Below are 12191 nucleotides of genomic sequence, written 5' to 3' on the forward strand. Positions count from 1 at the left end.
GTTCCGCGGCGGCAGTGTCACACGGACGCCGCGGCCGCCCGACCCGCCGCGCGCCCCGAGAACAGGCATCCGCCGAGGAACGTGCCCTCGAGCGCGCGGTACCCGTGTACGCCGCCGCCGCCGAACCCGCTGGCCTCGCCCGCGGCGAACAGGCCCGCAACCGGTTCGCCGCTCGCTCCGAGCGCCCGCGACTGCAGATCCGTCTCGATCCCGCCGAGTGACTTGCGCGTCACGACGTGCAGCTTGACCGCGACGAGCGGCCCGGCGGCGGGGTCGAGGATGCGGTGGGGTGACGCCGTACGGATCAGCCGGTCGCCGCGATACGCGCGGGCGGACCGGAGCATCGCGATCTGAGCGTCCTTCGTGAATTCGTTGGCGATCTCGCGGTCACGCGCCTCGATCTCGTTCTTCGCGTGAGCGAGGTCGAGAGCATCTCCGCCCGGCAGAGCATTCATTCCGGCGAGCAGGCGATCCAGTGTGTCCGCAACGACGAAGTCCGCGCCCCGATCCATGAACGCCTGCACCGGATCTGTTGGACCCTTCGCGAGGCGCGAACGCACGAGCAGGCCCAGATCCTTGCCCGTGAGGTCCGGATTCTGCTCGCTGCCCGAGAGGGCGAATTCCTTTTCGATGACGCGGCGCGAGAGCACGAACCAGGAGTGATCGTGTCCCGTGGCGCGCAGGTGGGCGAGCGTTCCGAGGGTGTCGAAACCGGGAAACAGCGGTGCGGGGAGTCGCCGACCCGTCGCATCCAGCCACACCGATGATGGTCCGGGAAGGATCCGGATGCCGTGATCGGGCCAGATGGGATCCCAATTCTGGATCCCCTCGACGTAGTGCCACATGCGATCCCCGTTGATCTGGCGGGCACCGACGCGCTCCGAGACCTCGAGCATTGCGCCGTCGACGTAGACGGGGACGCCGGAGAGCATGTGGGCCGGGGGAGCGCCGAGGCGTTCCGGCCAGCGGCTGCGGACGAGGTCGTGGTTGCCACCGATTCCGCCCGAGGCGACGATCGTCGCACCCGCGGTGATCTCGAACGATCCGGTCACCTCTCGGGACGTCACCACGCCTCGCGGGGAGCCCGAGGGCGCGAGGACTTCGCCGGCCGCGCCGACGATGACGCCGTCGTGCGCCACCAGGTCTGTGACTCGGTGGCGCGCGAAGACCGTGGCGCGTCCTTCGGCTTCGGCACGCTCGATCCGCGTCTGGAACGCGGCGACGAGGGCCGGGCCGGTACCCCAGGCGATGTGGAACCGGGGCACGGAGTTGCCGGGACCGAGGGCCGTGTAGCCACCGCGCTCCGCCCAACCCACGACCGGGAAGAGCCCGATGCCGAGCTCGCGCAGCCATGAGCGCTTCTCGCCGGCGGCGAACTCCACGTAGGCCTCGGCCCAGCGCCGCGGCCAGGCATCCTCATCACGGTCGAACCCGGCCGTGCCGAACCAGTCCTGGCGCGCGAGCGCGAGCGAATCCTTGATGCCCATGCGCCGCTGCTCGGGCGAGTCGACCAGGAACAGGCCACCGAACGACCACCAGGCCTGGCCTCCGAGATTGCTGCGCGGCTCTTGATCGATGATCGTGACGCGCTTTCCCGCATCCAGTGCCTGTGCCGCCGCGACCAGCCCGGCGAGTCCCCAGCCGATCACCAGAACATCGGTTGTGTGGGGTGTCCCGGCCATGGCGACTCCTTCGTCGATGGGTGAGCGGGGTGGTGGTGGATCAGTCTGTCGCGGGCGGTTTCGGGACGGGCGGATGGTGCGGGCCCGCAACGCTCGCGGTGAGCCCCGTGCGGCCGCCGCTCGGCGGCCCGATCGGTGCGGCCTCGAATGTGTTGACCATAGCCATCGCGGCGCGCTCGAGGTAGTCCCACAGGGTTGCTTCGTGCAGCGGCGGCAGGTCCAGCGCGTCGAGCGAGGCCCGCATGTGGCGCAGCCAGCGGTCGCGCGCGTCCGGGTTGACGTGGAAGGCGTTGTGGCGGGCGCGCAGGCGCGGGTGCCCGCGACGCTCACTGTAGGTCGTCGGTCCGCCCCAGTACTGCTCGAGGAACATCGTGAGACGCTCCGCTGCGGGGCCGAGGTCTTCTTCCGGATACATGGGCTTGAGGACGTCGTCGGTGGCGACACCGCGGTAGAAGCCGTCGACCAGGCGCACGAAGGTCTCGTGACCGCCGACCTCGTCGTAGAAGCTCAGGGGTGGAGCATCCGTGTCGTCCGTCATATCGTGCCGCCTGTCTTCGGGGTCGTGTCGTCGTCGGGGTTCGCGCCATCCGGGAGCGCGCTGTCGCCCGGCGACGGCGCGGACGGCGTCTCGGTGGCGGGCGCTGACTTGCGCGTGCGCTTCGGCTTCCACACGGGCCGCTCCGGCACGGGGGCGGCTTCGCCCGCGATCGGGGTCGGACGGGTCTTGGGCGGGTTCGCCCCGCGCACGCGCTGCGCACCCTCGAGTCCGGTCAGCACGATCGAGTTGAGCTGCGGCAGTGTCAGGCCCATCGCGTCGATGGCGCGCTTGAGCCGAACACGCAGTTCGCGCGCGACATCGTCCTTCGCGTTGGCTCGCGTCTTCATCACGAGCCGGATGACGAGGGCATCGCCGGACACCGACTCGAGTCCCCACACCTCGGGCTTCTCGATGATGCGGGTGCGCCACTTCGGTTCCTTCGCGAGGTCCTTGGCGGCTTCGAGCATGGCCGTCTCGACCTCGTCGATGTCCGCGTCGACGGGTACGGCCAGGTCGATGATGACACGCGACCAGCCCTGCGACATGTTGCCGATGCGCGTGATCTCGCCATTGCGGACGTACCAGAGCGTTCCGTTCACATCGCGCACGTGCGTGATCCGGACGCTGACGTACTCGACGATGCCCGTCGCGAGACCGAGGTCGACGACATCGCCGATGCCGATCTGGTCTTCGGCGACGATGAAGATGCCGTTCAGGACGTCCTTCACGATGTTCTGCGCGCCGAAGCCGAGTCCCGCGCCGATGGCCGCCGTGAGTAGGGCGATCGAACCCAGAACGCCCGGCGCCAGGATGTTGATGATCAGGACGATCGCGACGATTCCGATCGCGACATTGACGATGTTCTGGAGAATCGATCCGAGCGTTCGCGTGCGTTGTACCACGCGCACGGCGGCGAGCGGCGACCGCTCGAGCGCCTGGGTGTCATCGACGTTCGCCTTGTCCTTCGCGCCGTTGACGATCCGGTTCACCACCCGCCGGATGACGAGTCGGAGGAGCCAACTTAGGACGAGCGCGCCGACGATGACCCCGGCGACCGCGAGGAGGTCCAGCCCGATGTCGCGAAGGAGGATCAGAAGATCCGCCAGGATGTCTGCCCACGGGCCGGTGGCAGATTCGTCGACTGAGGTGAGCATCGTCCCGATTCTATCGACGGCCGCTCTCCCGATTCGGGATCAGATCGCCGTGACACCGAGACGGTGCGCCAGGATCACGGCCTGGACCCGGTCTCGGGCGCCCATCTTGGCCAGCACCCGCCCCACATGGGTCTTCACCGTCGATTCGCTCACGAACAGCGCGGCGGCGATCTCGGTGTTCGTCAGCCCGGCGCCGATTGCGGCGAATACATCGCGTTCACGGTCCGTCAGGGTAGCGAGTGCCGCGTCATCGGCACCGGCGCCGACCGCGTTCGGCAGGCGTCGCCCGAACAGTTCCAGCATCCGGCGTGTCACGCGAGGCGACAGGGTCGCGTCGCCCGAATGAACGGCCCGGATGGCGGCGGTCAGCTCGGTCGCCTGCACGTCTTTCAGCAAGAACCCGCTCGCCCCCGCGGCGAGCGCGCCGAAGGCGTATTCGTCCAGGTCGAAGGTCGTCAGGACGATGATGCGCGACGCCGGGTGCTGCTGAACGATCTGGGTTGTCGCGGCGATGCCGTCGAGCCGAGGCATCCGTACATCCATCAACACGACGTCGGGGGAGAGATCGCGTACGGCCTCAATGGCCTCCGCGCCGTTGGAGGCCTCGCCCACTACGGCGAAGCCGGGATCGGCCTCGAGCACCATGCGAAAGCCCATCCGGATGAGTTGTTGATCGTCGACCAGAAGGATGCGGATGGGCGCGCGGTCACTCATGTGTGGGCTCCAGGGGATGCAGCGGTATGCGGGCGCGGAGGCGCCACTGGTCGGGTGAGTTCATGCCGGCCTCGAGCCTTCCGCCCAGGTGTGCGAGGCGTTCGCGCAGGCCGATCAGCCCCAGGCCGCCGCCGCCCGAGGGCTCGTCGGGGCGTGAGCCGTCGTTGTCGACCGTCAGGGTGAGTTCATTCGGGGTATGCACGACCTCGACGCGGATGAACCGGGGGTCGTGTGCGTAGCGCATCGCGTTGGTGAGCCCCTCTTGAACGATGCGGCGCACCGCCTGACGCACCACGGGCGGGCAGTCGGGCGCGCCGGTCACCGAGAGACTCACGGGGAAGCCCGCGTTGCGTGCCGATTCGACGAGGTCATCGAGCGACCCGTCCTCGATCGGCGCGAGGGGAGCGGAGCCGGGGCGTTCGTCGCGGAGCACGCCGAGCATCATCCGCATCTCGACGAGTGCATCGCGCGCGGTTGCGGCAACGGCGCGCGATGCCTCGCGCGAGCGCTGCGGGTCGGCGGTCACGCTCGCGCCCTCGGACAGGGCGACGATGACGGTCAGGGAGTGCGAGACGACGTCGTGCATCTCTCGGGCGATGCGGGTGCGCTCGGCGGCGGCGGCGAGTTGCGCCTGCTGGTCGCGTTCGACGAGGAGTTGTCGCGAACGGTCGATCAGCGCCTCGAGATAACGCTTGCGGTTGCCGACGTTCACGCCGATCAGCGTCCCGAGCAGCAGGCTCACGCCGAAGCTGATCGCGATATTGAGCAGAAGCGTGAAGTCGCTGTAGCCCATCAGCGAACGCAGGAACATGTTCAGGCCGAGCGCGATCGCGGCCGATCCGAGCGCGATCCAGGCCGCGCGTGAGCTGCGGTACACCGCCACCGAATAGATGGCGACGACGGTCGCCGGACCGTTGATCGTGTTGATCTCGTCCGGACCGAGGAGCAGCACGGGGGTCAAGGTCACGATGAACACGGCGACCGGCCAGCGCCGGCGCCACAGCAGAACGACGCATCCGAGGATCGCCAGCGCGATCATGAGTGCGAGCAGGGCGCCCGTCGGCGGGTCGGCGCGGGCCGAGCGGATCGTCAGCGTCGGCACCGACAGCAGGAAGGCGACGATCGCGATCAGGATGTCCGCGAACAGCGGATGCCTCGCCCAGAAGCGACGGAAGACCCCCGGCGGCCGTGGCAGACGCAACTCGTCCTCGGCCGGGCGGGTGCCCGGGCCGAGGACGAGTTCGCGTGCTGCGGGCATCGATCGACTCTACGCGTCGCGCATTTTCAGGACGGCGATTCCGCCGACGAGCGCGGCAACCGCCCACGCCACGATCGTGATCAGCGCGGGAATCGTCTCGAGCGCGGTGCCCGACATGCCACCCGTCAGGAACAGCGACTGGCCTGCGTTCGAGGGGAGGTAGCTCGCCAAGTCGTGGATCCAGGCGAAGTTGTCGACCCGGGGGAAGAAGCTCACCAGCAGCGGAGCGACGAAGATCAGTCCGATGCCGACGGCGAGCGCGCCGGGGCCGTTGCGGATGACGAATCCGATCCCGACACCCATCATCGCGACCAGGCTCAGGTACAACGCGGCGCCCAGCAGCGGCATCAGCGAGGTGTCGGGCTGGCTCAGGTCGAGCGCATTGGTGGTCAGGATCGGTCCCGTCACGATGGCCGTGATGGCGAACACGACGACGCTCGTGACGAACATCGTCACGCCGACGACGAGAGCCTTGGCGAGGATCGCGCCGTCGCGCCCGGGCGCAGCCGTCAGGGTCGAGCGGATCATCCCGGTCGAGTATTCGCTCGTGACGGTGATGGCGCCGAGGATCACGGCGAGCAGCTGCGTCAGAACCGTGCTGAAGACGATCACCTGGACGGCGATGGCATTGCCCTGTGGCATCCTGGCCTCGGCGTTGTCGGTCGCGAAGCTCGCGAACGACGCGGCCATCAGCAGGCTCAGCCCGACCGAGAGGACGATGACGAGTGCGATGGACCACCAGGTGGAACGCACAGTCGTGAACTTGATCCACTCGGAACGCACGAGTCGCACGAAGCTGAGGTGGAGGTGGGGATCGGCCGCCGCCGGGGTCTTCACGGACGGGGTGGTGTTGGTCAGCGTGCTCATGCGAAGTCCTTGCTCGTGCTCTCGGATGCGTCGTACCCGACGGTCTTGTATTCGACGGAGTCACCCGTCAGGCGCAGGTATGCGTCTTCGAGCGTGCCGGAAGCGGGGGTCAGCTCGTGCAGCGCGAACCCGCGGGCGGCCGCGAGATCGCCGACCGTCGATGCCGTGACGCCGACGATGTCGAGCAGCCCGGGCTCGGAGGTCGTGATGGTCACGCCGTCAGCGGCGAGCGCCTCGGCGAGTGCGGTGGCGTGGGGGCTGCGCACGCGAACGGAGTGCTGGGTCCACTGTGCGACGAGGTCGGCGACGGGAGCATCTGCCAGCACCTTGCCGCGACCGAGCACGATGATGTGGTCGGCCGTGACGGCCATCTCACTCATCAGGTGGCTCGAGAGCAGGACGGTCCGCCCCTCGGACGCGGCGTGGCGCACGAAGCGCCGTACCCACAGGACACCCTCGGGGTCGAGGCCGTTCACCGGCTCGTCGAGGATCAGCGTGTGCGGGTTGCCGAGCAGTGCCGCGGCGATACCGAGGCGCTGCCCCATGCCGAGCGAGAACCCTCCGGCGCGCTTCTTGGCGACGGACGCGAGACCGGTGATCTCGATCACCTCGTCGACGCGCGAGCGGGGGATACCGTGGGTGGCCGCCATGGCACGCAGGTGGTTCTTGGCGCTCCGGCCCGTGTGCACGGCCTTCGCATCGAGCAGCACGCCGACCTCGGTGAGCGGCGAGTGCATGCCCGTGTAGGCGTGCCCGTTGACGGTGACGCGACCATGCGTGGGGCGGTCGAGCCCGACGATCATGCGCATCGTGGTGGACTTGCCGGCGCCGTTCGGCCCCAGGAATCCGGTGACCTTTCCGGGCTGGACGGTGAAGCTGACATCCGAGACGGCGTGCTTGGCCCCGAAGTCTTTGCTGAGATTCTCTGCAACGATCATGTGCTCCACGCTACGAAAGAACCCTCCCGCGGCGCGTCAGCCGGGCGAGGGTTCTTCCGAGCTGCCGAGTGGTACCTCGGTACCGCACGGCCTCAACCTGGGGGCGCCAGAACTCCACACCCGGGGCGCGAGAACTCCACACCCGAAGCGCTTGAAGGACGAACTTGGGGCGCGAGAAGTACGTCCCTGGGGCGTCGAAATCCCGTTGGGGCGTGGGATCCCACGCCCCAACGGTGCTTCGACGCCCCGAGTCGCGTGTTGACGCCCGGTGACGTGCGTGACTCGCGTGACGTGCATCAGTTGCGTCAGTTGCGTCAGTTGCGTGAGTGGGCGACCTCAGGCCGCGTCGCGCTCCTGCACCGCGATGGCGCGCTCGACTCCGGCGAGGTTCTCCTGCACCAGACGCCGCAGCGCCGCCGGGGCATCCGCATTCGTGTCGAGCCAGGCGACGGTCGCATCGCGCAGCGCGGCGTTCGCCAGCGGTGCGGGGTACAGACCCGTAATCAGGTACTGCGCGATCTGGTAGCTGCGGGCGTTCCAGATGGGCAGCAGCATCTCGAAGTACGGCTTCACGAACTCTTCGAGAAGCTCGACGCCGGCCGGATGCGTGAAACCGAGCGCCGTCGAACGCACGATCGTGTTCGGCTGGTCCGAGCGCACGACGAGCGAGTCCCAGGCCGCGAGCTTCGCCTCGGCGTTCGGCAGGGCGGCCTTGGCCTGCGCGGCCAACTCGCCCCCCTTCGACGTGTTGTCTTGGGCGAGAGCGTCCTCGATGTGACGCGCCGTGGCGAAACCTCCGGCCGCGAGCGAGATCAGCAGCTGCCACGACAGGTCCGTGTCGATCTCGAGTCCCTCGAGCACGGTCTCGCCGTCCCGCAGACGGCGCACCTGCTCCCACTGCGTCGCCGTCGAGGCCGCGGTGGCGAATGCCGTCACGAACTGCAGCTGGCTGTCGCTGCCGGGCTCGGCCTGACCTGCGAGCGCCCACAGACCGTCCGCAACCCGCTCGCGGGTCGCCTTCCGCTTCGACGGTGCGACGTACGAGTTCGCGGCGAGCTGCAACTGGGCGAGCGTCGTGCGCACGGTCGTCGACTCGGTCTCGGATCCGATGTTGAGCAGGACGAGGTCGACGTAGTCGGTCGCGGAGGCCTCGGCATCCCGCGTCTGATCCCACGCCGCGCCCCACACGAGCGAGCGGGCGAGGGGATCGGCGATGTCGCGCAGATGGGCGATCGCGGTGCCCAGCGAACGCTCGTCGAGGCGGATCTTGGCGTACGCCAGGTCGTCGTCGTTCAAGAGAACGAGGTCGGGACGCGCGAGCCCGGCGAGCTCAGGAACCTCCGTGAGTTCGCCGTCGACGTCGAGCTCGACCTTGTGCACCCGCTTCAGCGCGCCGTTCTCGAGCGCGTAGAAGCCGACGCCGAGGCGGTGCGGGCGAATCGTCGGGTAGTCGGCCGCGGCGGTCTGCGCGATCGCGAAGCGCGTGATGGTGCCGTCCGCGTCCTCCTCGATCACCGGGGTGAGCGTGTTGACACCGGATGTCTCGAGCCACAGCTTGGCCCACGATCCGAGCTCGCGACCACTGGTCTTCTCGAGCTCGACGAGCAGGTCGCCGACCTCGGTGTTGCCCCACTGGTGCTTGTCGAAGTACGCCGCGACGCCCGCGAAGAACTTCTCGATGCCGACCCAGGCGGCGAGCTGCTTGAGGACGGACCCGCCCTTGGCGTAGGTGATGCCGTCGAAGTTGACCTGCACGTCGTCGAGGTCGCGGATCTCGGCGACGACGGGGTGCGTCGAGGGCAGCTGGTCCTGGCGGTACGCCCAGGTCTTCTCCATGGCGTTGAAGGTCGTCCATGCCTCGGTCCACTCGGTGGCCTCGGCCGTGGCGATGGTCGACGCCCACTCCGCGAACGACTCGTTGAGCCACAGGTCGTTCCACCACTTCATCGTCACGAGGTCGCCGAACCACATGTGGGCGAGCTCGTGCAGGATCGTGACGACGCGGCGCTCCTTGACCGCATCCGTCACCTTGCTGCGGAAGACGTACGTCTCGGTGAAGGTGACGGCCCCCGCGTTCTCCATGGCGCCGGCGTTGAACTCGGGCACGAAGAGCTGGTCGTACTTGGCGAACGGGTAGGGGAAGTCGAACTTCTCCTCGTAGTAGGCGAAGCCCTGGCGCGTCTTCTCGAAGACGTAGTCGGTGTCGAGGTGCTGCCAGAGGCTCTTGCGGCCGTAGATCCCGAGCGGGATGACCCGGCCCGAGGCGCTCGTCAGCTGCGAGAACGTCGACTCGTAGGGGCCGGCGATGAGGGCCGTGATGTACGACGAGATGCGAGGGGTCGGCTCGAACGACCACGTGGCCGTGCCGTCGCCGTGCCGCTTCGGTTCGGGGGTGGGGGAGTTCGAGACGACGGCCCACGGCTCGGGCGCCGTGACCGTGAACCGGAACGTGGCCTTGAGGTCGGGCTGCTCGAACACCGCGTACATGCGGCGCGAGTCGGGGACCTCGAACTGCGAGTAGAGATAGACCTCGCCGTCGACCGGGTCGACGAATCGGTGCAGGCCCTCACCCGTGTTCGTGTACAGGCAGTCGGCGTCGATCACGAGCTCGTTGTCGCGCTCGAGACCCGTCAGTGCGATGCGCGAGTCGGCGAAGGCCGTGGTCGGGTCGATCGAGCGGCCGTTCAGGGTGATCTCGCGGACGTCCCGCGCGATCAGGTCGATGAACGTGCCGGCGCCCTCCGTGCCCGTGAATCGGACGACCGTGCGGGAGCCGAAGACCTCGGCTCCGCGCGTGAGGTCGAGCGTCACCTCGTACTCGTGCGTTTCGACGACGGCGCGGCGCTCCTGCGCCTCGATGCGGGTGAGGTTCTCTCCAGGCACAGCGTTACTCCCGTGGGTCGTGGGCGATGGGTGCCGCACGCGCGGCTGGCGCCCGCGGCATCCGTCCAGCCTACTGACGTGCGCGACGTGACCGCTCCCCGGCGGTGTGGGGCCTCAGGACTCGCGGAGCACGTGGCTGCGCGCATGGGCGATCGCCGAGGGAAGGTCGACGAACAGGTGATTCTGGTGGCGGAGCGACCCCAGCACGCCGACGGTGCGGAACAGTTCGACATGCCCTTCGCGGACGCCCTTGATCAGCACGGTGACGCCGCGGCGCTCGAGCTGCTGCACGATCTCGCCGAGCACGTGGGCGCCGGTCGCGTCGACGAGCTCCAGCTGCGACATCCGCAGCACCACCACCGAGACATCGTCGAGGGACGTGACCTCTGCCAGCACCCGGTCGGCGGCCGCGAAGAAGAGCGGACCGTCGAGGCGGATGACGGCGATGCGCTCATCACCCGGTTGCGGCTCTCCGGCGATGGGTTCCCGACTGACCCCCGTCGCCCGCGACAACCCGCGGAGGGCGAAGATCGCGGCGACGATCATTCCGATCACGACGGCCACGATCAGATCGACCGAGACCGTCACGACCGCGGTGACGATGTACGCGATCGCATCCGCGCGCGTCGAACGCAGGATCGAACGCGCGGTCGCCAGATGGATCATCCGGATCGCCGTGACCATCAACACACCCGAGAGAGCGGCCAACGGGATGGCTCCGACGGGACCGGCGACCGCGACCACGACGAGCAGTAGCACGAGCGCGTGGGTCACCGCGGCGAGTCGCGAGCGTGCCCCTGCCCGAACATTGACGGCGGTACGGGCGATGGCGCCGGTAGCGGGCATCCCGCCGAAGAGTCCCGATCCGATCGACGCCAGACCCTGTCCGACGAGTTCGCGGTCGGGGTCGTACGGGCCGGTGTCTGCGAGCGAGGCCGCGACGCGCGCCGAGAGCAGCGACTCGATCGCGGCGAGTGCGGCGACCGTGAGCGCGGGCAGCAGCAGGCTCGACAAGACGCCGGGGTCGAGGCTCGGCAGGCTCGGTGCCGGAAGGGATGCGGGGAGCACGCCGATCACGGCGAGCGGATCCGCCACGACGAGGGTGAGGAGCGTCACGACGAAGACACCCACGAGCGATCCGGGGATCGCCGGATGCAGCCGGGGGAGGACGAGCATGCAGGCGGCGACGATGACGACGGCTCCCAGCGCCCAGACCAGGTAACCCAGATCCGCTGAGGCGAGGGAGTCGAACGCCGCGAGGATGACGTTCGTGTGCGATCCACCGTGCGTCGCGGGTCCGGTCAACGCGGGTACCTGCTGCACGAAGATGATGACGGCGATGCCGAGCGTGAAGCCCTCGATGACCGGCCATGGGATGAACGAGACGGCGCGCCCGAGCCGCGAGATACCGGCGACGACGACGATGAGGCCCGCCATGAGGCTGACGACGGCGACGGCGCCGATGCCGTGTGCGGCGACGATCGGCGCGAGGACGACCACCATCGCGCCGGTCGGTCCCGACACCTGGACGTTCGAGCCGCCGAAGACCGCCGCGACGACGCCGGCGACGATTGCCGTGATGAGTCCCGCCGCGGCGCCCGCACCCGACGAGATCCCGAACCCGAGAGCGAGCGGCAGGGCGACGATGCCGACCGTGACCCCCGCGAGCAGGTCACGCCGCCAACTGGTCCGCACACCTCGGTAGTCATCGCGCGTGGGCAGCAGGGAGCGGATGGCTCGCAACGCTCGTCTCATGCGGACGCGCCGAACGCGGGCAGGTCGGCGACATCGTCCGCACGCGCGCCGTCCTCGGCGACCAGCGTCGCCAGGAGCCGGCGGGCAACGGCCAGGAGTTCGGCGACCTCGGGGTCCGCGAGGCGGTAGTAGACATTGCTTCCCCGGCGTTCGGACGTCACCAGGCGGTGGCGGCGCAGGACCGACAGGTGTTGCGAGAGGTGGGATGCCTCGAGGCCCGTGCTCGTCTGCAGATACGCGACGGTGTGTTCGCCGCCGTCGGCGAGGAGCTCGAGCATCCGAATCCGGAGCGGGTGCGACAGGCCCTTGAAGAGCCCGGCCTTGACCTCGTAGAGCGGGCGCTGTGCGGGGGATAGTGGCATGATGAATCCATCATATCGAGGGCAGAGCTTGAGCAGGACA

At 68.8% G+C, this 12191-nt stretch carries 10 protein-coding genes; all 10 read right to left on the minus strand.

Going from position 1 to position 12191, the window contains the following annotated elements; genetic code table 11:
- Positions 1–17 precede the first annotated feature (17 nt).
- The 10 genes from C2868_RS06860 to C2868_RS06905 all read right to left on the minus strand — a co-directional run bounded on the left by C2868_RS06860 (position 18) and on the right by C2868_RS06905 (position 12151).
- A complete protein-coding gene (locus C2868_RS06860; RefSeq protein ID WP_100810801.1) occupies positions 18–1682 on the minus strand; it encodes an FAD-binding dehydrogenase in 1665 nt (554 codons plus the stop codon).
- A gap of 40 nt (positions 1683–1722) precedes the next feature.
- Positions 1723–2220, minus strand: coding sequence for a globin (locus C2868_RS06865; protein ID WP_100810800.1), 498 nt, complete (start codon positions 2218–2220; stop codon positions 1723–1725).
- Complete coding sequence (locus C2868_RS06870) at positions 2217–3374, minus strand: mechanosensitive ion channel family protein (protein WP_103663094.1); 1158 nt, start codon at positions 3372–3374, stop codon at positions 2217–2219. Before C2868_RS06870 ends, C2868_RS06865 begins: the two co-directional genes overlap by 4 nt.
- Before the next feature lie 39 nt (positions 3375–3413).
- Positions 3414–4088, minus strand: coding sequence for a response regulator transcription factor (locus C2868_RS06875; protein WP_100810798.1), 675 nt, complete (start codon positions 4086–4088; stop codon positions 3414–3416).
- Positions 4081–5346: a sensor histidine kinase gene (locus C2868_RS06880; RefSeq protein ID WP_100810797.1), complete on the minus strand. Its 1266-nt coding sequence runs from the start codon at positions 5344–5346 to the stop codon at positions 4081–4083. Before C2868_RS06880 ends, C2868_RS06875 begins: the two co-directional genes overlap by 8 nt.
- 9 nt (positions 5347–5355) lie before the next feature.
- The gene (locus tag C2868_RS06885; RefSeq protein WP_146048016.1) at positions 5356–6213 is read right to left on the minus strand and encodes an ABC transporter permease; all 858 of its coding nucleotides are present in this window, start codon (positions 6211–6213) and stop codon (positions 5356–5358) included.
- Positions 6210–7151: an ABC transporter ATP-binding protein gene (locus C2868_RS06890; RefSeq protein WP_100810796.1), complete on the minus strand. Its 942-nt coding sequence runs from the start codon at positions 7149–7151 to the stop codon at positions 6210–6212. Before C2868_RS06890 ends, C2868_RS06885 begins: the two co-directional genes overlap by 4 nt.
- A gap of 336 nt (positions 7152–7487) precedes the next feature.
- A complete protein-coding gene (gene pepN, locus C2868_RS06895) occupies positions 7488–10034 on the minus strand; it encodes an aminopeptidase N (protein ID WP_100810795.1) in 2547 nt (848 codons plus the stop codon).
- Positions 10035–10148: 114 nt separating this feature from the next.
- Positions 10149–11789, minus strand: coding sequence for a SulP family inorganic anion transporter (locus C2868_RS06900; RefSeq protein WP_100810794.1), 1641 nt, complete (start codon positions 11787–11789; stop codon positions 10149–10151).
- Entirely contained in the window at positions 11786–12151 is a 366-nt protein-coding gene (locus C2868_RS06905; protein ID WP_100811328.1) for a helix-turn-helix transcriptional regulator, read from the minus strand. The genes C2868_RS06900 and C2868_RS06905 overlap by 4 nt, the downstream gene beginning before the upstream one ends.
- Positions 12152–12191: the final 40 nt, after the last annotated feature.

It is taken from the genome of Microbacterium sp. CJ77, assembly GCF_002911615.1.
Taxonomy (GTDB): Bacteria; Actinomycetota; Actinomycetes; order Actinomycetales; family Microbacteriaceae; genus Microbacterium.

What these genes read in the sequence shown, in the direction of transcription:
- C2868_RS06870 (WP_103663094.1), bottom strand. Translation starts at nt 3,374, where the DNA reads ATGCTCACCTCAGTCGACGAATCTGCCACCGGCCCGTGGGCAGACATC.
- C2868_RS06865 (WP_100810800.1), bottom strand. Translation starts at nt 2,220, where the DNA reads ATGACGGACGACACGGATGCTCCACCCCTGAGCTTCTACGACGAGGTC.
- C2868_RS06885 (WP_146048016.1), bottom strand. Translation starts at nt 6,213, where the DNA reads ATGAGCACGCTGACCAACACCACCCCGTCCGTGAAGACCCCGGCGGCG.
- C2868_RS06860 (WP_100810801.1), bottom strand. Translation starts at nt 1,682, where the DNA reads ATGGCCGGGACACCCCACACAACCGATGTTCTGGTGATCGGCTGGGGA.
- C2868_RS06905 (WP_100811328.1), bottom strand. Translation starts at nt 12,151, where the DNA reads ATGCCACTATCCCCCGCACAGCGCCCGCTCTACGAGGTCAAGGCCGGG.
- C2868_RS06880 (WP_100810797.1), bottom strand. Translation starts at nt 5,346, where the DNA reads ATGCCCGCAGCACGCGAACTCGTCCTCGGCCCGGGCACCCGCCCGGCC.
- C2868_RS06890 (WP_100810796.1), bottom strand. Translation starts at nt 7,151, where the DNA reads ATGATCGTTGCAGAGAATCTCAGCAAAGACTTCGGGGCCAAGCACGCC.
- C2868_RS06875 (WP_100810798.1), bottom strand. Translation starts at nt 4,088, where the DNA reads ATGAGTGACCGCGCGCCCATCCGCATCCTTCTGGTCGACGATCAACAA.
- C2868_RS06900 (WP_100810794.1), bottom strand. Translation starts at nt 11,789, where the DNA reads ATGAGACGAGCGTTGCGAGCCATCCGCTCCCTGCTGCCCACGCGCGAT.